Genomic DNA, 22,518 nt, shown 5'->3' with positions numbered 1-22,518 from the left:
CCCCCGTCCCGTCACCCGTCGCCCGCTCTCCCCCGAGGGTCAAGGCAACCACACGCCCCGGACGCGTCCCGAACCGCACACCACCGGCGCGACCGGGGTGGGTCGCGCCGGTGGTGTGCGGCCGCAAGAGCGGCCGCGGCAGCAGGGGCTGAGGCGCCGGCGGCGTCAGACGGAGGCGGGGAAGCGCTCCCACACCCGGTGCTGCCCCAGGAGCCGTGTGACCTGCTCCAGCACGGCCGTACCGCTGCCGGCCGTCACCACGCCCGGCGCCCCGACGGGAACGCCCGCGGACTCCAGCACCCGCTCGGCGCCCGCCCAGCCCCCGATGGCCTTGCCGTGCCGGAACGCCTCCAGCAGCATCAGCTGCACCCGGGGATCGGTCGCCGCCCCGGCCGGCGCCACCGCCTCGGCGGACTTGGCGTCCCGTACGCCGGAAGCGTCGCTTCCGACCCGGGGCACCCCCGCCACCAGCAGGGCGTCGTACTCGACCGACCGCGCGGTGACGTATGTCCGCTGGACGGCGAGCGGCTCGCCGCCGCCCTCCAGCTTGCCGCCCTCGGGGGCGATCAGCAGCGGGACCATCCCGGCGTCCAGCACCGCCTGCCGTACGGACCGCACGCCGTCGAGGTCGCCGTCGGAGTCGGTGACGATGCCGATGATCCGTCCGTCCAGCGGCCAGGTCTGCCCGAGCTGGGACAGGGCCGGGCTGGGCTCCGGGGTGGTCAGGGTCACGGTGGCCGACGGCGCCGGCAGACCGAGGCCCGTCGCGACCTGCTCGCACAGCTCCGGGTCGATGTTGGCGAGCACCTTCAGCGCGCGCTCCTTGACGGACTGCTCGTAGCACTTGTTCAGCTCGAAGGTGTACGCCGCGATGATGTGCTCGCGCTCGACGGGCGTCATGCTGAGCCAGAACAGCCGGGGCTGGCTGAAGTGGTCCGAGAAGGAGGCGGGAGCCTCGCGTACCTTCCTCGCCGCCGGCACCTCCCGGGGCACCTCGATGTACGCGCCGGTGTCCGCGCCCGCCAGGAACGGGCAGCCGCCGTCGAGGGAGTTGGGCCGGTAGGGAGCCGCCCCGCTGTGCACGGCCGTCTGGTGCATGCCGTCGCGCAGCATGTCGTTGACCGGCGCGTGGGTGCGGTTGATCGGGATCTGGGCGAAGTTGGGCCCGCCCAGACGGCTGATCTGGGTGTCGAGGTAGGAGAAGAGCCGGCCGCTGAGCAGCGGGTCGTCGGTGATGTCGATGCCGGGCACGAGGTGCCCGGGGTGGAAGGCGACCTGCTCGGTCTCGGCGAAGAAGTTCGTCGGGTTGGCGTTGAGCGTCAGCAGACCGATCGGCTGTACGGGCGCCAGCTCCTCCGGGACGATGTTCGTCGGGTCGAGCAGGTCGATGCCCTCGAAGACCTGCTCGGGCGTGTCGGGGAAGGTCTGGATGCCGAGCTCCCACTGCGGGTACGCGCCCGCCTCGATCGCGTCGGCGAGGTCCCGGCGGTGGAAGTCGGGGTCCATGCCGTTGACGAGCTGCGCCTCCTCCCAGACCAGCGAGTGCACCCCCAGCTTGGGCTTCCAGTGGAACTTCACCAGCGTCGTCGCGCCCTCGGCGTTGACCAGCCGGAACGTGTGGACGCCGAAGCCCTCCATCATCCGGTACGAGCGCGGGATGCCCCGGTCCGACATGTTCCACAGGGTGTGGTGCGTCGCCTCGGTGTGCAGGGTGACGAAGTCCCAGAACGTGTCGTGGGCGCTCTGGGCCTGCGGGATCTCCCGGTCCGGGTGGGGCTTCCCGGCATGGATGATGTCCGGGAACTTGATCGCGTCCTGGATGAAGAAGACCGGGATGTTGTTGCCGACGAGGTCGAAGGTGCCTTCCTCCGTGTAGAACTTCGTCGCGAAGCCCCGGGTGTCGCGCACGGTGTCCGAGGAGCCGCGTGATCCGAGGACGGTCGAGAACCGTACGAACACCGGCGTCTCGACGTCCTTCGCGAGGAAAGCGGCCTTCGTGACCTTGGAGGCGGTGCCGTACCCCTGGAAGATCCCGTGCGCGGCGGCGCCGCGCGCGTGCACGACCCGCTCGGGGATGCGCTCGTGGTCGAAGTGGGTGATCTTCTCGCGCAGGTGGTGGTCCTGGAGCAGGACGGGCCCGCGCGCGCCGGCCTTGAGGGAATGGTCCGTGTCGTACAGCCGCGCCCCCTGAGCCGTGGTCAGGTAAGCGCCGTGCTGCGCCATGTCGGTCCGCTCGGCGCCGGTGGCCCGGCCGGTCGGACTGACTGTCGCGGGTCCGCTCTGGTCGGGCTTGGGCGGCAGGGGACCCCGGACCTCGGTCGGCTCGTCGACCGGCGGCGTCTCGGCGCCGGGCTTGCCCGGGATGCCGTCCTGCGGACCGTGGTCACCGCTGACCAGGTCGACGGCTTTCTCCGCCGCCGCCTTGACCGGGTTCTTCTCGCTCATCTGTTCTCCAACCGTGTGGGGGCAACGTGACAGCTATGACCCGCACCGCAGAAGAGGAAACTGCGCTCCGGGCCCACGCGACCGCACAGACCCGCGCCTGTGGGCGGCGACCGCGCGGGTACCCCGCCCCCGGCCCCCGAACCGGCCGGCTTCAGCCGACCACCGCCACGGCTTCCCGCACCATGGCCATAAATCGCGGTGTCAGAGGATGCCCGCCGCGCCGAGCGCGGCACTGTCCCGCGCGACGCCGATGCCGGCCGACCGGAAGACGAGACCGAAATGCACCGTGCGGGGCCACGGCCCCCGCAGCGGACCGCGCTCCCGCCGCCACCTCACCGCAGGCGCAGCGCGCTTCCGGGCATAGAAAAACCCCAGGTCACGGCGAGTGAGTCCTGGGGTTGATCCGAGCCGCCTTCGGGATTCGAACCCGAGACCTACGCATTACGAGTGCGTTGCTCTGGCCAACTGAGCTAAGGCGGCGCCGCTGCCGACACCATGGTGCGATCAGCAGCGGGCACAAGTCTACACAGTTTCGAGGGGTGCTCCGCACAGCCCTTCCCGGCGCCCATCCGTGCAGGTCAGGAGCACTTCTTGCCGTTCTGCGGGGCCGTGCCCTCCAGGAGGTAGGTGTTGATCGCGGTGTCGATGCAGTCGCTGCCCCGGCCGTACGCCGTGTGGCCGTCGCCGTCGTAGGTCAGCAGGGTGCCGGAGGCCAGCTGGCCGGCCAAGGACCGGGCCCACTTGTACGGGGTCGCCGGGTCGCGGGTGGTGCCGACCACGACGATCGGGGCGGCGCCCTTCGCCGCGATGCGGTGCGGGGTGCCGGTCGCCTTCGCCGGCCAGTAGCCGCAGTTCAGGGAGGCCCAGGCGAGGCCGTTGCCGAAGACCGGGGACGCCTTCTCGAAGGTGGGGAGCGCGGTGCGGACCTCGGCGGGGGCGGTGAAGGCGGGCGGGAGGTCCAGGCAGTTCACGGCCGCGTTGGCGTACATGAGGTTCTGGTAGCTGCCGTCGTCGGCGCGCTCGTAGTAGCTGTCCGCGAGCGCCAGCAGGGCCGCGCCGTCGCCGCCCGTCGCGCGGGTGAGGGCGGTCCGCAGCTCCGGCCAGGCGGACTCGTCGTACATCGCGGCGATGACTCCGGTGGTCGCCAGGGACTCGCCGAGCGGGCGGCTCTGGCCGGTGCGGACGGGCTTGGCGTCGAGCTTGCCGAAGAATGCCTTCAGGCGCTTGCCCGCCTCGGCCGGCGTACCGGTGCCCAGCGGGCAGTCCTTGTGCTTGACGCAGTCCGCCGCGAACGACCGGAACGCGGTGTCGAAGCCCGCCGTCTGGTCGCGGCTCATGTCCCGGGCGGACAGCGACGGGTCCATGGCGCCGTCGAGGACGAGGCGCCCGGCGCGGGCGGGGAAGAGTTCGGCGTACGTCGCGCCCAGGAACGTCCCGTACGACGCCCCGACGTAGTTCAGCTTCCGGTCGCCCAGGATCGCGCGCAGGATGTCCATGTCGCGGGCCGCCTCGACGGTGGAGACGTGCGGCAGGATCGCGGCCGAGCGCTTCGCGCAGCCGGCCGCGAACTTCTTGTACGACGTGACCAGCTTGTCGGTCTCCCCCAGGTCGTCGGGGGTCTGGTCCACCTGCGTGTACGCGTCCATCTCCTTGCCCGTCAGGCACTCGACGGGCTCGCTGCGCGCCACGCCGCGCGGATCGACGGCCACCACGTCGTACCGCGCGCGGACCGGCGCCGGGTACCCGATCGCGGCGTACGCCTGGAGGTAGGCGATGGCGGAGCCGCCGGGCCCGCCCGGATTGACCATCAGGGATCCGAGGCGCCGGCCGGGGCCGGTGGCCTTCTTGCGGGACACCGCGAGCTTGATGTCGGCCCGCTCCGGCTTCCGGTAGTCCAGCGGGGCCTTCATCGTGGCGCACTGGAACCCGGAGGCACCGCACTCGCGCCAGGTCAGCTTCTGGGCGTAGTACGTCTTCAGGGCGGCCGGGACCGGTGACTGCGACGCGGACGCCGAGGCACTGGGCGACGAACCTCCCGAGGAGCAGCCGGAGATGAGCAGCCCGGCTGTCGCGAGGGCGGTGGCAGAGATCCGGATCAGATGCCTGGTGTCCATCCTCGGAGCGTAGTGCGGTGGTGACGGAATGTGCGCCGCATGGCCTCGTACGAGTGATCCGGTCAACCCGGGGACGGCCCGCGCCATGGTGTGCGGCAACCGGTGGCTCAGCCGGCGCGCAGGGCCACCGTCATGGCCTCCACCGCGAGCAGCGGCGCGACGTTGCGGTCCAGGGCCTGGCGGCAGGCGATGATCGCCTCTATCCGCCGCAGGGTGCGCTCGGGCGTCGAGCTCTGCGCGACGCGGTCCAGCGAGTCCCGTACGTCCTCGTTCGCCAGGGCGACCCGGGAGCCGAGCTGGAGCGCGAGGACGTCGCGGTAGAAGCCGGTGAGGTCGCTCAGCGCCAGGTCGAGGCTGTCACGCTGGGTACGGGTCGAGCGGCGCTTCTGGCGGTCGGCCAGCTCCTTCATCGCGCCCGCAGTGCCGCGTGGCATACGGCCGCCCGCCGCCGCGCCGAGCGCCGCCTTGAGGTCGTCCGTCTCTTTGACGTCCATCTCCTCGGCGACCTGCTTGGCGTCCTCGCCCGCCGCGTCGACCAGCTCCTGGGCCGCCTTGAGGCAGCCACCGATGTCCGCGACGCGCAGCGGAACCTTGAGGACCACGGCGCGCCGCGCCCGCGCGCGCTCGTCGGTGGCGAGCCTGCGGGCCCGCCCGATGTGGCCCTGGGTGGCGCGGGCGGCGGTCGCGGCGGTCGCGGGGTCGATGCCGTCACGCCGTACGAGCACGTCGGCGACGGCGTCGACGGACGGCGTGCTGAGGACGAGGTGGCGGCAGCGGGATCGGATGGTCGGAAGGACGTCTTCCAGGGACGGTGCGCACAGCAGCCAGACCGTACGGGGAGCGGGCTCCTCGATGGCCTTGAGCAGCACGTTTCCGGCGCCCTCGGTGAGCCGGTCCGCGTCCTCCAGGACGATGACCTGCCAGCGGCCGCCCGCCGGGGACAGCTGGGCCCGCCGGACGAGCTCGCGGGTGTCCTTCACGCCGATGGAGAGCTGGTCGGTACGGACGATCTCCACGTCGGCGTGGGTGCCGACCAGGGTCGTGTGGCATCCGTCGCAGAACCCGCAGCCCGGTTCCCCGCCGAGGGCCCGGTCCGGGCTGACGCACTGCAGCGCGGCGGCGAACGCGCGGGCGGCGGTGGACCGCCCGGAGCCCGGCGGCCCGGTGAACAGCCAGGCGTGCGTCATCCGGGACCCGGCGGGCGCGGGTGTGGCCCCGGACCGGTCCGCGACAGCGGTGACAAGCCCGTCGGCATCCCGCGCGGCATCGGCCAACTGCGCCTGAACCCGCGCCTGCCCGACCAGGTCGTCCCATACGGCCATGGTGCTACCGCCTCCGCCGCGCCTTCGCGCCGCTGCCTACGTGCTTACGTTCTCGAACCCCGACCACCCCCATTGTGGTCGACCCCACTGACATCACGGCCCACGAGCCACATCCCGCCGTGCGCCCACGGTCGTCCGGCGTGCGCGCACGGGTCCTGCGGCGCGGCCCGGCCTCGTCGCGCGGCGGCGCCGACCGTTCCCGCCGGGGCCTGCGGAGCCCACCGGTTCAAGCCCCCCGCCGCAGGCCCATCGGCCGTACGGTGTGCGAGGTGCGGGAGCACCGTCCGGCCCTCCGGCGCGGTCGGCCCCGCCGTCCAGCGGCGCGCCGATGATCCCGCCGGCCCCTGCGAGCCCTTCGCCTCAGGCCCACCGATCGGGGCCGATCTGCCCGTACGGCGTGCGAGGGACGGAGCCCCCGCCTGGTCTTCCGGCGCGGCCCGCCCCGTCGCGCAGCAGGGCCGGCCGTCCACTCGCGCCGGTGCCCGCCGCGCGAACGCCTCGGGCGGTACGGGCCGAGAAAAGCGCCCGTACCGCCCGTGATGCGTACCGGCGTCCGCCTACCGGCCTACCGGCGTCCGCCGCGCCCGCGACCGCCCGCGTCGTCCTCGTCGGCGTCCCGGCCACCGAGCAGCTCGTCCGCCAGCGACGGCAGATCGTCGAGCGGGGTCTCCTCCGCCCAGTCCGAGCGCCGACGCGCCGCACGCGTGTTCTGACCGGTGGTCGGATGCGCCGCTTCCGGGTCCAGCCACGGCAGCTCGCGCGTCCGCTCATTGCCGCCGTCGCCCTCGGCGTCGGCGGCCGCGGCCCGCTCGTCGCGGAAGAAGCCCGGCGGGACCCGGTCCGAAGGCTCGTCCCGCACGGAGGGCAGTACGGCCGTCTCGTCCGCCGGCGCCGTGTCACGCACCTGCGGCAGCACCGTCGTCTCCTCGGCCGGCGCCGCGTCCCGCACGGGCGGCAGTACGGCCGTCTCCTCCGCCGGCGTCACGTCCCGCACGGGCCGCAGCACCGCCGTGTCTTCCGCGGTGCGCTCCGGGGCGGCGGGCTCCTCCTTGCGCATGTCGACGCGCGGCTTCTCCACCGCCTGCGTCACCTCGTCCGGACGCACGACCGGCGTCGGCACCGTCAGCTCGGCGTCGGACGGAGCAGGGGACGGAGACGGCGACGGGGCCCCGGAGGGGGTCTCGGATCCCGCCCGCGACTCGGACGCCGGCCGAGGCCTGGAAGCCGCCGGGGACCCGGGTGTCGCCGGGGCGTCGGACGGGGACCGGGGACCGGACGGCTCCGCGGCGCGCTGCGCCAACGCGGCCGCCGCGGTGGCCGCCGCGGCCGACTCCGCGAGCCGGCGCGCCTCCTCCGCACGCAGCAGCGCCTCCTCGGCCCTGCGCTGCTTCTCGCGGCGGCGTTCCTCCGCCTCCGCCCGCAGCCGGGCCTCCTCGGCGGCCTGCCGGCGCAGCCGTTCCTGCTCGGCGGCCCGCGCCTTCTCCTCGGCCTCGCGACGCAGCCGCTCCTCCTCGGCCAGCCGGCGCGCCTCCTCGGCCCTGCGCCGGGCCTCCTCCGCCTGCCGCTCGGCCTCGCGCTGCCGCGCCTCTTCGATCTCGCGGCGCTTGCGCTCCTCCTCCTCGGCGCGGAGCTTCGCGAGCTGCGCCTGCCGCTCGCGCTCCAGCCGCTCCTCCTCCGCCTTGCGCGCGGCTTCCTCCTCGGCCTTGCGCCGCGCCTCCTCCTCGGCGGCCTTCCGCGCCTCCTCCCGCGCCTTGATCTCGGCGTCGGAGAGGGGCAGCATCCGGTCCAGCCGGTGGCGTACGACCGTGGTGACCGCTTCCGGGTCCTGTCCGGCGTCCACCACCAGGTACCGGCCCGGATCGGCGGCGGCCAGCGTCAGGAAACCGTGCCGCACGCGCGCGTGGAACTCCGGCGGCTCCGACTCCAGCCGGTCCGGCGCCTCCGTGAACCGCTCGCGCGCGGTCTCCGGCGAGACGTCGAGCAGCACCGTCAGATGCGGTACGAGCCCGTCCGTCGCCCACCGCGAGATGCGGGCGATCTCGGTCGGCGAGAGGTCGCGGCCCGCGCCCTGGTACGCCACGGACGAGTCGATGTACCGGTCGGTGATCACGACGGCGCCGCGCTCCAGCGCCGGACGGACGACCGAGTCGACGTGCTCCGCGCGGTCGGCCGCGTACAGCAGCGCCTCCGCGCGGTTCGACAGGCCCGCGCTGGACACGTCCAGCAGGATCGAACGCAGCCGCTTGCCGATCGGCGTCGCGCCGGGCTCGCGGGTGACGACGACCTCGTGGCCCTTGTTGCGGATCCACTCGGCGAGCGCGTCGACCTGGGTGGACTTGCCCGCCCCGTCGCCGCCCTCCATCGCGATGAAGAACCCGGTCGCGGCGGGCGCCTGGTCGGGCTCGCCGCCACGCAGCGCCTCGCGCAGGTCGCGGCGCAGCGGCACGCCCTGCCGGTCGTCGGCCTTGGCGAGTACGAGCGCGGCCACCGGCAGCAGCAGCGCGCCGACAAGCATCAGCGTGAACGCCGCGCCGCCGTGGGCGAAGACGAAGCTTCCGTTGGCCAGGCGGTGCGGGCCGATCGCGGCCGCGAGCACCGGGGCCACGACCGCGCCGAGGGCGATGTAGACCCGGGCGACGGCCTGCAGGTGCTCCGTGGTGCGCGCCCGCCGGAAGTCCTCGGTCTCCTGGTCGAGCAGTGTGTGCCCGGTGTTCGCGGCCACTCCCGCGCTGAAGCCGGCGAGCAGCGTGATCATGATGACGGTCGCGGTGTCGGGCACCAGGCCCATGGCAAGCAGCGCGACGCCGGTGACGGCGATCGCGAGCGCCAGGAGGCGGCGCCGCGACAGCGTGGGCAGCACCTTGGGCGCGCTGCGGATGCCGAGGGCGGTGCCACCGGTCAGGCCGAGGAACAGCAGGGCGAAGGTGACGGGTCCGCCGCCGAGGTCCTTCGCGTGCAGTACGGCGACGGCCGCCGCGGCGGCGATCGCTCCCGCGACGGCGGCGCAGGCCACGACGATGAGGCGGATCGCGCCGGTACGGCCCTTGTCGACGCCCGTGCCGGTCTTCGGCCGGCGCAGGCCCTCCAGCGGGGAGCGCGCGCGAGGCGTCTGCCCGTCGGGCAGCTCCAGGAAGTACAGCGTGGACACGGACGCGGCGAACAGTCCCGCGGCGACGTATGACCCGAGGGCCGCCTGGTGGTGCGTGAACCAGTCGATGCCGGAGCCCAGCACGTTGCCGACCAGCGTCGCCGCCAGCAGCACGACGCCGGCCGCGGGCAGCGCGACGAAGCTCGTACGCAGCGACAGCCGGCGCAGCGCGTCCAGGTGGTCCGGCAGCGGCCGCACCGACGCGCCCTCGGGCGGCGGGGCCGGCAGCAGCGCGGGCGCGGCCCCCTCCTTGGCGACCGTCCAGAACCGCTCGGCGACGCCGGAGACGAAGACGGTGCTCAGGAGTACGGCCTGGGCCTTGTCCGGGGTCCAGTCGATCCACAGCGGGGCGACGACGAGGAGGGCGAGCCGCAGCCCGTCCGCACCGATCATCGTCCAGCGCCGGTCGAGGGGCCCCGACGGCGCGGTCAGCGTGGAGACCGGGCCCAGGAGCAGGGCTCCGAAGATGAAGGTGGCAAGGATCCGAGCCCCGAACACCGCGGCGACCGCGAAGGCCGCACCGCGATAACCACCGCCGAACGACCCTTCCGAGATCGCCGCCTGAAGTGACAGCAGCAGCAGCACGAGAAGGGCGAGGGCGTCGCCGGTATGGCCGACGAGCTGCGCGCTCCACAACCGCCTGAGCGGAGGAAGGCGCAGCAGGGCTCGTACGGCTCGCTCGCGTGAGTCTGCGGCTAGTGCGTCGGAGGTGGGGCTCACGACCGTTGGCTGCTCGGCTCGCGTCATCCGCCCAGCCTATCCGGACGCCGACAGTCGCCGGAGGCCCCGCCCGAACAAACGTCTCCTCCCGGGTCGTACGGGCGCCCGCACAGGGACGGCCCCCGGCGCCCACCAGGGCGCCGGGGGCCGCTTCACGCGCCTGCTGCCTACTCCTCCGAGGCCGAAGCGGAAGCCGCCGAGGCGTTGGAGGCCGTCGCCTTCTTCGCCGGAGCCTTCTTGGCGGCCGTCTTCTTGGCTGCGGTCGTCCTGGCCGTCGTCGTCTTCTTGGCAGCCGTCTTCTTCGCCGCGGCGGTCTTCGCCGTGGTCGTCTTCTTGGCGGCCGCCTTCTTGGCCGTGGCCTTCTTCGCCGGGGCCTTCTTGGCGGTCTTCTTCTTCGCCGGGCCCTTGGCGCGCTTCTCCGCGAGGAGCTCGTAACCCCGCTCCGGGGTGATGTCCTCCACGCTGTCGTCGGTCCGCAGCGTCGCGTTCGTCTCGCCGTCCGTGACGTACGGCCCGAAGCGGCCGTCCTTGACGACCACCGGGCGCTCGCTGACCGGGTCGGTACCCAGCTCCCTGAGCGGCGGCTTGGCGGCCGCGCGGCCCCGCTGCTTGGGCTGGGCGTAGATCGCCAGCGCCTCGTCGAGCGTGATCGAGAAGAGCTGGTCCTCGGTCTCCAGCGAGCGCGAGTCCGTGCCCTTCTTGAGGTACGGGCCGTACCGGCCGTTCTGCGCGGTGATCTCGACGCCCTCGGCGTCCGTACCGACGACGCGCGGCAGCGACATCAGCTTGAGCGCGTCCGCCAGCGTCACGGTGTCCAGGGACATCGACTTGAACAGCGAGGCCGTGCGCGGCTTGACCGCGTTCTTGCCGGTCTTCGGAGTGCCCTCGGGGAGGATCTCGGTGACGTACGGGCCGTAGCGGCCGTCCTTCGCCACGATCTGGCGGCCCGTCTCCGGGTCGGCGCCCAGCTCGAAGTCGCCGCTCGGCTTGGCCAGCAGCTCCTCGGCGTACTCGACGGTCAGCTCGTCCGGAGCCATGTCCTCCGGCACGTCGGCGCGCTGGTGGTTCTCGTCGTCCTTCTCGCCGCGCTCGATGTACGGCCCGTAGCGGCCCACTCGCAGCACGATGCCCTCGCCGACCGGGAAGGAGGAGATCTCCCGGGCGTCGATCGCACCGAGGTCGGTGACGAGCTCCTTGAGGCCGCCGAGGTGGTCCCCGTCGCCGTTGCCCGCGTCCGCCGCGCCGCCCGGGGCGACACCGGCGTCGGCGTCGCCCTCACCGAAGTAGAAGCGCCGCAGCCACGGCACGGCCTGGGCCTCGCCGCGCGCGATGCGGTCGAGGTCGTCCTCCATCTTCGCCGTGAAGTCGTAGTCGACGAGACGGCCGAAGTGCTTCTCCAGCAGGTTGACCACGGCGAAGCTCAGGAAGGACGGCACGAGCGCCGTGCCCTTCTTGAACACGTACCCGCGGTCGAGGATCGTGCCGATGATCGAGGCGTACGTCGACGGGCGGCCGATCTCGCGCTCTTCGAGCTCCTTGACCAGCGAGGCCTCGGTGTAGCGGGCGGGCGGCTTGGTCGCGTGGCCGTCGACCGAGATCTCCTCGGAGGTGAGCGCGTCACCCTGGGCGACCTGCGGCAGCCTGCGCTCGCGGTCGTCGAGCTCGGCGTTGGGGTCGTCGGCGCCTTCGACGTACGCCTTCATGAAGCCGTGGAAGGTGATCGTCTTGCCGGAGGCGGAGAACTCGGCGTCGCGGCCGTCGCTCGCCCGGCCGCCGATCTTCACCGTCACGCTGTTTCCGACGGCGTCCTTCATCTGGGAGGCGACGGTGCGCTTCCAGATCAGCTCGTACAGCCGGAACTGGTCGCCGCTCAGACCCGTCTCGGCGGGGGTGCGGAAGCGGTCGCCGGAGGGGCGGATCGCCTCGTGCGCCTCCTGCGCGTTCTTGACCTTGCCGGCGTACGTGCGGGGCTTGTCCGGCAGGTAGTCGGCGCCGTACAGCTGCGTCACCTGGGCGCGGGCGGCCTGGACCGCGGTGTCGGAGAGCGTCGTGGAGTCCGTACGCATGTAGGTGATGAAGCCGTTCTCGTACAGCTTCTGGGCCACCTGCATCGTGGACTTCGCGCCGAAGCCCAGCTTGCGCGAGGCCTCCTGCTGGAGCGTCGTCGTACGGAACGGGGCGTACGGCGAGCGGCGGTACGGCTTGGACTCGACCGAGCGGACGGCGAACGGCGAGTCGGCGAGGGCGGCGGCCAGGGCGCGGGCGTTCGCCTCGTCGAGGTGAAGGACGTCACTCTTGAGTTGTCCCACGGAGCTGAAATCGCGGCCCTGGGCGATGCGCCGGCCGTCGACCGTCGTCAGGCGGGCGACCAGAGAGGACGGGTCGGAGGCGTCACCGGTACGTCCCGTGGAGAACGTGCCGGTCAGGTCCCAGTACTCAGCAGAACGAAAAGCGATGCGCTCGCGTTCCCGGACGACGACGAGCCGGGTGGCGACGGACTGCACACGGCCGGCGGACAGCCGGGGCATGACCTTCTTCCACAGGACCGGCGAGACCTCGTAGCCGTAGAGGCGGTCGAGGATGCGGCGGGTCTCCTGCGCGTCGACCATGGGCTTGTTGAGGTCGCGCGGGTTGGACACGGCCTCGCGGATCGCGTCCTTGGTGATCTCGTGGAAGACCATCCGGTGGACCGGGACCTTGGGCTTCAGGACTTCCAGGAGGTGCCACGCGATGGCTTCGCCCTCGCGGTCCTCATCGGTGGCGAGGAAGAGTTCGTCGGACTCCGCGAGGAGCTCCTTCAGCTTCCTGACCTGCGACTTCTTGTCGGCATTGACGACATAGATCGGTTGGAAGTCGTTCTGTACGTCGACGCCGAGGCGGCGCACCTCGCCCGTGTACTTGTCGGGCACCTCGGCGGCGCCGTTCGGGAGGTCGCGGATGTGCCCGACGCTCGCCTCGACGACATAACCAGGGCCGAGGTAGCCCTTGATCGTCTTCGCCTTGGCGGGCGACTCGACGATGACGAGTCGGCGGCCGCCGTGTGCGGTCTCGCTGGTCGGGGACAACTTGGCTCTTCTCTCCGGTCGACACTCAGTGGTCCGTACGTGACGCTGCGGAGTGTGACGGTACAACCCGTCCCCGTGTCAAACGGCAAAAGCCCGCAACGGCCACTCGAACGGTAACCCGACTCCCGGCATTCCTGCCGCCCGGACCGCCCGACCGCCTCTGCGGGACCCCTCTGAAGACCTCGTGCAGATGCCGTGTGGATCTCTTCCGATCAGATCCGGCCGAAACACCACACTCCGAGAACGACGAAGGCCGCTCCGAACGCGGTGGCCAGCGCGAAGGAGGTCACGGGACTCGTCCCGTGCGCCACCGGCGCACGACGCAGAGCGCGCGCCCCTGTCCACCACAGCAGGGCGGCCCCGAACACCGAGAACGCCGTTCCGGCGAAGACCGCAGGCCCGCTCTCCATCCCCGTACCCCTCACCCTCGCCCCGGACCGTCCGGATCTCCCGGACGGTGAGGCTGGCACCACGGGGACACCACCCGGCGACGCGGACGCGAACCGGCGGTGAACGCAGTGTGGGCGTCCGGGGCCCGCCGGGCGGCCGGGGGCCTGAGCCGGGCCGAGGGGCGCGCCGGCGGCCCCCGAGCCGGGACGGGGGCAGCGGGGGCCGGTGAGCGCGCCCCTGCCGCCGCTCAGTCCAGCGGCTCCAGGAAGCCCTGTTCGACCAGCAGCCGGATCGCCTCGGGCGTCCGGTCGCGCAGCAGCACCGGGTCCTCGCCCAGGAGCTGCGCGATGGCGTCGAGGATGCGGCCCGCGCTGAGCGACCCGTCGGACACGCCCGCGAAGCCCGCACCGACCGTGTCCACCTTCGTCGCCCGCCGCATGCCCCGGTTCTGACGGAGTACGACGTACTCCGGGTCCTCGGCGCCCGGCAGTCCGATCTGCTCCTGCACCACCTCGTCCGCGAGCCTGAAGTGACCGGCGAGCAGCGCCGCGTCGTCGTGCGCCCGCAGGTGGTCCTGGCGCTCGAAGTGGGCCCGCACGACCGGACCGAGCGGCTGTTCGACGGGGTGCGGCCACTCCTCGATGGTGATCGAGGGGTCCTCGGCGCCGGACTTGCGCAGCGTGATCCAGCCGAAGCCGACGCCCTTGGTCTTGCGGGCCTCGAACTCGTCGAGCCAGGCGTCGTAGCGCGCGGCGTACTGCGCGGGGTCGGTGCGGTGGTCGCCGCTGTCGCGCAGCCACAGTTCGGCGTACTGCGTGATGTCCTGCACCTCGCGCTGCACGATCCACGCGTCGCACCCGCGCGGCACCCACGAGCGCAGCCGCTCCTGCCACTCCTCGCCCTCGACGTGCTGCCAGTTGGCGAGGAACTGCGCGTACCCCCCGTCGTTCAGGCGCTCCCCCGCCCCCTGGACGAGCGTGCGGCACAGATCGTCCCCGCCCATACCGCCGTCGCGGTACGTCAGCCGCGCGCCCGGCGAGATGACGAAGGGCGGGTTGGACACGATCAGGTCGTACGTGTCCTCGCCGACCGGCTCGTAGAGCGAGCCCTCGCGCAGATCCGCTTCGGGCGCCCCGGAGAGTCCGAGCGTCAGCCGCGTGAAGTGCAGGGCGCGCGGGTTGAGGTCGGTGGCGGTGACGTGCACGGCGTGCTGCGCGGCGTGCAGCGCCTGGATGCCCGACCCGGTGCCGAGATCCAGGGCCCGGGTGACCGGCGCCCGGACGGTGATCCCGGCGAGCGTGGTGGACGCGCCGCCGACGCCGAGGACGACACCCTCCTCGCGGGTCCCCGCGCCGCCGGCGCCGCCGACCGCGCGGCCCAGGTCGGAGACGATGAACCAGTCCTGGCCCTCCTCGCCGCCGTACGGCCGGACGTCCACGGTGGCCCGTACGGCGGCGGACGCGCCGTCGCCGTACGCGTCCTCGCGCACCAGCCAGCCGTCGGCGAGGCACTGCTCCAGGGGCAGGGCCGCCCCGGCACGGCGGTCCGGCACGGCCTGCTGGAGCAGGAACAGCCGCACGAGCGTCTCGAGCGGGCTGTCGCCGCGCGTGGCGCGCAGCGCGGGCACGGTCTCGCTGCGGGCCAGCGCGGCGTACGCGGGCGCGCCGAGCAGCTCCAGCAGCCCGTCGGCGGTGAAGTCGGCGGCGAGGAGCGCCTCGCGCAGTCGGGCTGAGCTCTCGGACGCGGGAAGGCTCACGGGGAGGCTGGTCGTACTCACCCGGCCATTGTCACCGCTGGCACTGACAAAAGCCGCGCGGCCCGGCCCCTGTTCGGGACACCGGGCCGCGCGGCAGGGCCGTTCGCGCCACAACCGGGCCGTCGCCGCCGCGGCACGGGCCCGCGGGCGGCGTACCGCGCCGCCTCGGCCGTCCTACGCCTTCGCGTCGGGCGAGGCGGAGGTCGCGCCCGGCTTCTGGCAGCCGGGCTGCTTGGACATCGCCGTGCCGACCTCGCCGGACTGGAGCTTCTTGAGCGCCTGGTCGCCGCTCTTGCTGATCTCGCTCAGCTCGTCGGCGACGCCCTTGAGGCCGTCGGCGAACTTCGCCTGGTCCTTGGTGTCGAGCCCCTCGACCTGCTTCTTCAGGTCGGCGTAGGCCGCCGAGGAGGCGTTGAGCTCCTTGACCGCTTCCTTCTGGGTGGTCTCGCCGTCGTCGACCGGCGGGGCGCCCGCCTTGTCCACGGCCGTTCCCATCGCCTTGTAGGCGTCGGAGATCTGCTGGAAGGCCTGGGCGTCCGTCTTCTGGACGTCGGCGGGCTTGCTGTTGTCCGCGGTCTGTTCCTGGATGGAGGTGTTGGCGTCCGAGATCTTCTTCAACTGGGGCTGCACCTGGTCGCAGACCGTCTTCGCCCAGTCGTTGACCTTGTCGTCGCTGTCGTCGCTGCTGCAGCCGGACAGCGCCATTACCAGTACCGCGCCGCCGGACAGCGCGGCCGCAAACTTCTTGTTCACCGGATTGGTCCCTTCCAAGGCTCTCGGCCCCGGAACATACACGCCAAGTGGGCGACATCCGCATGCCGTACGTCCGGTCCATGGGCTATTGAAGCCATTTGCACCAAGGGAGAGACACCTCACGAAACCCCAAGGGAAATCAGCGCGGACGGGCGGACGCGGCGTCAGCACGCCCTGTCCGCCCGCCCTCTGAGCCGGTGTGACGAGTACTACGAGACGACCTTGGACGGCACCCCCGGATCCGCCGGCCTGGGCACCCGCCCCGAGGCGTCCGCGGAGTCGTCTTCGTCACCCACGGCGATCCCGCGCCGCTTGGAGACGTACACCGCGCCGACGATGACGACGATGGCGAGCGTCGCCACCACCGCCCGCGCCCCGGCGTTGGCGTCGTCGCCGTAGCTGAACTGCACCACCGCCGGGGCGATGAGCAGCGCCACCAGGTTCATGACCTTCAGCAGCGGGTTGATCGCCGGGCCCGCGGTGTCCTTGAACGGGTCGCCGACCGTGTCGCCGATGACGGTCGCGGCGTGGGCCTCGCTGCCCTTGCCGCCGTGATGGCCGTCCTCGACGAGCTTCTTGGCGTTGTCCCACGCGCCGCCGGAGTTGGCGAGGAACACGGCCATCAGCGTGCCCGTCCCGATGGCGCCCGCGAGGAACGCGCCGAGCGCGCCGACGCCGAGCGAGAAGCCGACCGCGATCGGGGTCAGGACCGCGAGCAGGCCCGGTGTGGTCAGCTCGCGCAGCGCGTCCTTGGTGCAGATGTCGACCACCCGGCCGTACTCCGGCTTCTCCGTGTAGTCCATGATCCCGGGATGCTCGCGGAACTGCCGCCGCACCTCGAAGACCACCGCGCCCGCCGACCTGGACACCGCGTTGATCGCCAGTCCCGAGAACAGGAAGACGACTGCGGCGCCGAGCATCAGGCCGACCAGGTTGTTGGGCTGCGAGATGTCCATCTGGAGGCCCAGCTCGCTCACCTTCGCCCCGACGTCGTCGCGGGCCGTCGCGATGGCGTCCTTGTACGAGCCGAAGAGCGCCGCCGCCGCGAGGACCGCGGTGGCGATGGCGATGCCCTTGGTGATGGCCTTGGTGGTGTTGCCGACGGCGTCCAGGTCGGTGAGGACCTGCGCGCCCGCGCCCTCGACGTCGCCCGACATCTCGGCGATGCCCTGGGCGTTGTCGGAGACGGGACCGAAGGTGTCCATGGCGACGATGACGCCGACGGTGGTGAGCAGGCCGGTGCCGGCCAGGGCGACCGCGAAGAGGGCGAGCATGACCGACGTGCCGCCGAGCAGGAACGCGCCGTACACGCCCAGGCCGATCAGCAGCGCGGTGTAGACGGCGGACTCAAGGCCGATGGCGATGCCGGCCAGGACGACGGTGGCGGGGCCTGTCAGCGAGGACTTGCCGATGTCCCTGACGGGGCGCCGGTTCGTCTCGGTGAAGTACCCGGTGAGCTGCTGGATGAGGGCGGCCAGGACGATGCCGATGGCGACGGCGACGAGCGCCAGCACGCGCGGATCGCCGTCGTGGCCCCTGACGACGCTGTCGCCCACGCCGTCCAGGTCGGCGTACGAGGACGGCAGGTAGGTGAAGACGGCGATCGCCACCAGGACGAGGGAGACCGCAGCGGAGATGAAGAAGCCGCGGTTGATGGCGGTCATTCCGCTGCGGTCGGCACGCCGCGGGGCGACCGCGAAGATGCCGATCATCGCGGTGACCACGCCGATCGCCGGAACGATCAGCGGGAAGGCCAGTCCGGCGTCTCCGAAGGCGGCCTTGCCGAGGATGAGCGCCGCGACGAGCGTCACGGCATACGACTCGAAGAGGTCGGCGGCCATTCCCGCGCAGTCGCCGACGTTGTCGCCCACGTTGTCGGCGATGGTCGCCGCGTTGCGGGGATCGTCCTCCGGGATGCCTTTTTCGACCTTGCCGACCAGGTCGGCGCCCACGTCGGCCGCCTTGGTGAATATGCCACCGCCGACGCGCATGAACATCGCGATCAGCGCGGCGCCGAGGCCGAAGCCCTCCAGCACCTTGGGTGCGTCGGCCGCGTACACGAGGACGACGCAGGAGGCGCCGAGCAGGCCGAGACCGACCGTGAACATGCCGACCACGCCGCCCGTGCGAAAAGCGATCTTCATCGCCTTGTGCGAGACGGCCGTCAGATCCTTTTCCGGCTCACCCGCGGCCGGAGTGGCTTCCCGCGCGGCGGCCGCCACCCGCACATTGCTGCGCACGGCCAGCCTCATGCCGATGTAACCGGTCGCCGCCGAGAAAAGCGCACCCACCAGGAAGAATGCGGATCGTCCGGCGCGCTGCGACCAGTTGTCGGCCGGAAGCAGCATGAGCAGGAAGAACACCACGACGGCGAATACGCCGAGCGTGCGCAACTGGCGTGCGAGATAGGCGTTCGCGCCTTCCTGCACCGCCGCCGCGATCTCTTTCATCTTGTCGGTGCCTTCGCCGGCCGCCAGTACCTGACGTACCAGCAGCTGGGCGACGACCAGGGCCGCCAGTGCCACTACGGCGACGACGATCACGATGGTCCGGTTCTCGTCGGTCAGTACCGCCGCCGCGAGAGTAGAGGGGTGATCCAGCTGATCCGTTGTGAAGTGCCCCGCCATTCGTCCTCCTTGACGCTCAGCGCTCAAGATGTGGACGGATTGTAGGGAGCGGAACCTGATCAAAACAGAGCGCCGCAAACCGAATTGACCTTCGCTTGCCACTCCGCAAATGATCGCGTCGCCTTGATCCCCGGAAAACGGTAACGGGGCAAACGCATTGGCGATTCCGGAATGATCTCCGAAAAGGATCTAGGGAAATACGAAAGGCCCTGCTCAGCAGGGCCTCACGTAATTGATCGGGTCCGTCCGGTCCGCTGGGACCGGCGGAAGATCAAGAGGAAACGGGCGCCGGCGTCGTCGGCCAGCTCATGCGGATGGTGCCACCGGACGCGCCGGTGACGACTTCGACATCGTCGACAAGTCCGCTGATGACCGCCAGCCCCATCTCGTCCTCCCCGTCCGCTTCGGTGTCCGTCTCGGCTTCCGCCGGGCCGGCTCCGGGCCCCGTGGTGCTGCGCACCCCGGGGACCGATCCGGCCGCACCGCCACCCGAACCGGGCACCTCGTCCCCGACCTCGATGGAGAACGACTTCTCCTCCTCGGTCAGCGCGACCCGGACCGGAGCCGAGATGCCGTTGCTGCGGTGGAGCCCCACCGCACGGGTGCACGCTTCGCCGACCGCGAGGCGGACTTCGTCCAGCACCGCCTCGTCCACCCCGGCCCGGCGCGCCACGGCGGCCGCCACCAGGCGGGCCGTCCTGACGTGCTCGGGCTGGGCGCTGAAGCGGAGTTCAACGGTGGCCATCTGCGGTCCCCCTCGGACGTACGGGCGTGCTTCTCAGGGGCCCAGGCTTTCGGCCCGGCGCCCCTGTTCCTGCTTCCGGTGCCCCGGAAGCCGTCAGTCGGTGGCGTTGACGGCTTCGTCGACCGAGGTGTGAATGGGGAACACCTTGGTCAGACCGGTGATTCGGAAAATCTTCAGAATGCGCTCCTGGTTGCAGACCAGACGCAGCGAGCCCTCGTGGGCCCGGACACGCTTGAGTCCGCCCACGAGCACGCCGAGCCCGGTGGAGTCGAGGAAGTCCACGCCCTCCATGTCGACAACCAGGTGGTAGCTGCCGTCGTTCACCAACTCGACCAACTGCTCGCGCAGCTTGGGCGCGGTATACACATCAATCTCGCCACCGACCTCGACGACCGTACGGTCGCCACCAGGTCCAGACACGTTGCGAGTCGACAGGGACAGGTCCACGGATCCTCCAGCACCTTGCTATCGAGCGGCCGCCCCCCTGAGGTCTCCCCGGCGGAGCCAGAGGACGGAACGCCAGCCGCGATGGCATTCAATCACTTACCTGCAGGCATGCACGATGCCTTGGAACCATTGTCCGCCACGCCAGTGACACACTCGGTGCCGATGGCCAAGAATCACCGTCCCAGCAGACCTGGGGAGAACACGGGCGCGCGACCCTCTCCCCGTACGGTCCTCGACCGGCTCGCGGCAGGCGAGAGCCGGTCCTCGCGCATCACTCATACGGAGCACCTGCCCCCACGTGCGGGGTCTCATGCAGTGTGGCCCGACCGCATCCGCCCGGAAGTGATCGCGGCCATCCGGGCCGCCGGGATCGAGCACCCCTGGACCCATCAGGCGGTGGCCGCCGAGCACGCCCTGGACGGCGAGTCCGTGGTCGTCGCCACCGGCACCGCGTCCGGCAAGTCGCTGGCCTACCTGGCCCCTGTCCTCAGCACTCTGCTCGACGGCTCCGAGGCACCGAACGGGCGCGGCGCGACGGCCCTGTACCTCGCCCCCACCAAGGCCCTCGCCGCCGACCAGCGCCGCGCGGTGAAGGCCCTGGCCGCGCCCCTGGGCAACGCCGTGCGGCCCGCGGTGTACGACGGCGACACGCCGGTCGAGGAACGCGAATGGGTGCGCCAGTACGCCAACTACGTCCTCACCAACCCGGACATGCTGCACCTCGGCGTACTCCCCTCCCACCCGCGCTGGGCCGCCTTCCTGCGCGCCCTGCGCTACGTCGTCATCGACGAGTGCCACACCTACCGGGGCGTCTTCGGTTCCCACGTGGCCCAGGTGATCCGCCGCCTTCGCCGCCTGTGCGCCCGCTACGGCGCGAATCCCGTCTTCCTGCTCGCCTCCGCCACCTCGGCGGAACCCGCCGTGTCCGCGGGCCGGCTCACCGGCGTTCCCGTCCGGCAGGTCGCGGACGACGCCTCACCGCGCGGCGAACTGGTGTTCGCCCTGTGGGAGCCGCCGCTGACCGAACTGCAGGGCGAGAAGGGAGCGCCCGTACGACGGACCGCCACCGCCGAGACCGCCGACCTCCTCACGGACCTGACCGTGCAGGGAGTCCGCTCGGTCGCCTTCGTACGCTCCCGGCGCGGCGCCGAGCTGATCGCCCTCATCGCCCAGGAACGCCTGGCCGCCGTCGACCGCTCCCTGCCGGCCAGGGTCGCGGCCTACCGCGGCGGATACCTCCCGGAGGAACGGCGGGCCCTCGAACGCGCCCTCCACTCCGGCGAGCTCCTGGGCCTCGCCGCGACGACCGCGCTGGAACTCGGCGTCGACGTGTCGGGCCTGGACGCCGTCGTCATCGCCGGATACCCGGGCACCCGCGCCTCGCTCTGGCAGCAGGCCGGGCGGGCGGGCCGGTCGGGCGAGGGCGCCCTGGCGGTCCTCGTGGCCCGCGACGATCCGCTGGACACATACCTCGTCCACCATCCCGACGCCCTGTTCCGCCAGCCGGTGGAGTCGACCGTCCTCGACCCCGCCAATCCGTACGTCCTCGCCCCGCATCTGTGCGCCGCCGCCGCGGAGGTCCCCCTGACCGACGCCGACCTGGAGCTCTTCGGCCCCGCCGCCGTCGACCTGATGCCGCAGCTGGAGGCCGCCAACCTGCTCCGCCGCCGGGGCAGGTCCTGGTACTGGACCCGCCGCGAGCGGGCGGCCGACCTCGCCGACATCCGGGGCGAGGGCGGCCGGCCCGTGCAGATCGTCGAGGCGCAGACCGGCCGGCTGCTCGGCACGGTCGACGCGTCGGCCGCCCACACCTCCGTCCACGACGGAGCGGTCCACCTCCACCAGGGCCGTACGTACCTGGTCCGGCACCTCGACCTGGACGACCCGCACGGCGCCGTCGCCCTGGTCGAGGAGGCGAACCCGCCGTACTCCACCACCGCCCGCGACACCACCGCCATCTCCGTACTGGAGACCGACACCGAGATCCCCTGGGGCGATGGCCGTCTCTGCTTCGGCTCCGTGGAAGTCACCAACCAGGTCGTCTCCTTCCTCCGTCGCAAGCTCATCACCGGCGAGGTGCTCGGCGAGACCAAGCTCGACCTGCCGCCCCGCACGCTGCGCACCCGTGCGGTGTGGTGGACGGTCACCGAGGACCAGCTCGACGCGGCCCGCGTCGCCCCGGAGCAGCTCGGCGGCGCCCTGCACGCCGCCGAGCACGCCTCGATCGGGATGCTGCCGCTCTTCGCCACCTGCGACCGCTGGGACATCGGCGGCGTCTCCATCCCGCTGCACCCGGACACACTGCTCCCCACGGTCTTCGTGTACGACGGCCATCCCGGCGGCGCGGGGTTCGCCGAGCGGGCCTTCCACACGGCGCGGGAGTGGCTGACGGCGACCCGCGAGGCCATCGCCTCCTGCGAGTGCGAGGCGGGGTGCCCCTCCTGCATCCAGTCGCCGAAGTGCGGCAACGGCAACGACCCGTTGCACAAACGCGCCGCCGTCCGCCTTCTGACGGTCCTCCTCAGGGGAGCCCCGCCGGCCCCGGCCTCTCCTGACGCACCGGACCTCCCTCCCGATGCCCCGAAGCCGCCTGAGGCCGCTGAGAGCCCCTCGGACTAGCTCCCGCGCCGACTGGTCCGGCGGGCCCAGCCCGGGCCCTCACAGCGACGCTGTACGGCCCTGTGAACGCCTCCGCCGTGACGTCGGAGACCTCGCCGCGCACGGAACACCGCACCAGGCGCGTGTCCTGAGCCGCTGCCACCTCGGCCGCCTCACCGCAGGCGGCCGCCTCACCCCGCATCCACTCCCCCGCCGCCGCGAGCGCCGCCAGATCGGCGGCGCCCCCGGCCCGATGCCGAGCGACGACCGCCTGCCCCATCGTCAGCACCCCGGCGAACACCACCCCCAGCACCACCACCACGGCGACGGCCCACACGGTCGCCGTGGTGGTGGTGCTGGGGGTGGTGTTCGCCGGGGTGCTGACGAT

The 22,518-nt window shown here is 72.2% G+C and carries 13 protein-coding genes and 1 tRNA gene; 1 reads left to right on the top strand and 13 read right to left on the bottom strand.

What is annotated here, in order from left to right; translation table 11 throughout:
• Positions 1-165: 165 nt before the first annotated feature.
• The 12 genes from E2E34_RS14035 to E2E34_RS13980 all read right to left on the bottom strand — a co-directional run bounded on the left by E2E34_RS14035 (position 166) and on the right by E2E34_RS13980 (position 19,532).
• The gene (locus E2E34_RS14035) at positions 166-2,445 is read right to left on the bottom strand and encodes a catalase (protein WP_138902239.1); all 2,280 of its coding nucleotides are present in this window, start codon (positions 2,443-2,445) and stop codon (positions 166-168) included.
• A 406-nt stretch (positions 2,446-2,851) separates the two neighbouring features.
• Positions 2,852-2,925, bottom strand: a tRNA-Thr gene (locus tag E2E34_RS14030).
• Positions 2,926-3,023: 98 nt separating this feature from the next.
• The gene (locus E2E34_RS14025; protein ID WP_138902238.1) at positions 3,024-4,559 is read right to left on the bottom strand and encodes an alpha/beta hydrolase; all 1,536 of its coding nucleotides are present in this window, start codon (positions 4,557-4,559) and stop codon (positions 3,024-3,026) included.
• A gap of 107 nt (positions 4,560-4,666) precedes the next feature.
• A complete protein-coding gene (locus E2E34_RS14020; protein ID WP_138902237.1) occupies positions 4,667-5,881 on the bottom strand; it encodes a DNA polymerase III subunit delta' in 1,215 nt (404 codons plus the stop codon).
• 565 nt (positions 5,882-6,446) lie between these two features.
• Entirely contained in the window at positions 6,447-9,776 is a 3,330-nt protein-coding gene (gene tmk / locus E2E34_RS14015; RefSeq protein WP_138902236.1) for a dTMP kinase, read from the bottom strand.
• 140 nt (positions 9,777-9,916) lie between these two features.
• Positions 9,917-12,814, bottom strand: a complete 2,898-nt coding sequence (gene topA / locus E2E34_RS14010) for a type I DNA topoisomerase (protein WP_138902235.1) — start codon at positions 12,812-12,814, stop codon at positions 9,917-9,919.
• A gap of 212 nt (positions 12,815-13,026) precedes the next feature.
• Positions 13,027-13,224, bottom strand: a complete 198-nt coding sequence (locus E2E34_RS14005) for a hypothetical protein (RefSeq protein ID WP_138902234.1) — start codon at positions 13,222-13,224, stop codon at positions 13,027-13,029.
• 227 nt (positions 13,225-13,451) lie between these two features.
• Positions 13,452-14,981, bottom strand: coding sequence for a DUF7059 domain-containing protein (locus tag E2E34_RS14000; protein WP_138902233.1), 1,530 nt, complete (start codon positions 14,979-14,981; stop codon positions 13,452-13,454).
• 153 nt (positions 14,982-15,134) lie between these two features.
• On the bottom strand, positions 15,135-15,713 hold the full coding sequence (locus tag E2E34_RS13995; protein ID WP_138902232.1) for a small secreted protein: 579 nt from the start codon (positions 15,711-15,713) through the stop codon (positions 15,135-15,137).
• Between the two features lie 209 nt (positions 15,714-15,922).
• Positions 15,923-18,340 (bottom strand): sodium-translocating pyrophosphatase, encoded by a 2,418-nt coding sequence (locus E2E34_RS13990; RefSeq protein ID WP_138902231.1) that lies wholly within the window; start codon positions 18,338-18,340, stop codon positions 15,923-15,925.
• Between the two features lie 271 nt (positions 18,341-18,611).
• Positions 18,612-19,085: an ATP-binding protein gene (locus E2E34_RS13985; protein ID WP_138902230.1), complete on the bottom strand. Its 474-nt coding sequence runs from the start codon at positions 19,083-19,085 to the stop codon at positions 18,612-18,614.
• 93 nt (positions 19,086-19,178) lie between these two features.
• Positions 19,179-19,532 carry an STAS domain-containing protein gene (locus tag E2E34_RS13980; protein WP_028810414.1) on the bottom strand — a complete coding sequence of 118 codons (354 nt, stop codon included), beginning with the start codon at positions 19,530-19,532 and terminating at the stop codon, positions 19,179-19,181.
• 81 nt (positions 19,533-19,613) lie between these two features.
• Between E2E34_RS13980 and E2E34_RS13975 the strand changes: the two genes are divergently transcribed.
• Positions 19,614-22,151: a DEAD/DEAH box helicase gene (locus tag E2E34_RS13975; protein WP_138902229.1), complete on the top strand. Its 2,538-nt coding sequence runs from the start codon at positions 19,614-19,616 to the stop codon at positions 22,149-22,151.
• Here the strand turns inward: E2E34_RS13975 and E2E34_RS13970 are convergent.
• On the bottom strand, positions 22,054-22,467 hold the full coding sequence (locus E2E34_RS13970) for an Rv3654c family TadE-like protein (protein WP_341870217.1): 414 nt from the start codon (positions 22,465-22,467) through the stop codon (positions 22,054-22,056). The two genes, E2E34_RS13975 and E2E34_RS13970, sit on opposite strands and share 98 nt — an antisense overlap.
• Positions 22,468-22,518 lie beyond the last annotated feature (51 nt).

The sequence above is a fragment of the Streptomyces albidochromogenes genome (assembly GCF_005981925.1).
Lineage (GTDB): Bacteria > Actinomycetota > Actinomycetes > Streptomycetales > Streptomycetaceae > Streptomyces > Streptomyces albidochromogenes.
Note: the sequence above shows the minus strand (reverse complement) of the source record. Positions and strands in the feature narration are given on the sequence as shown.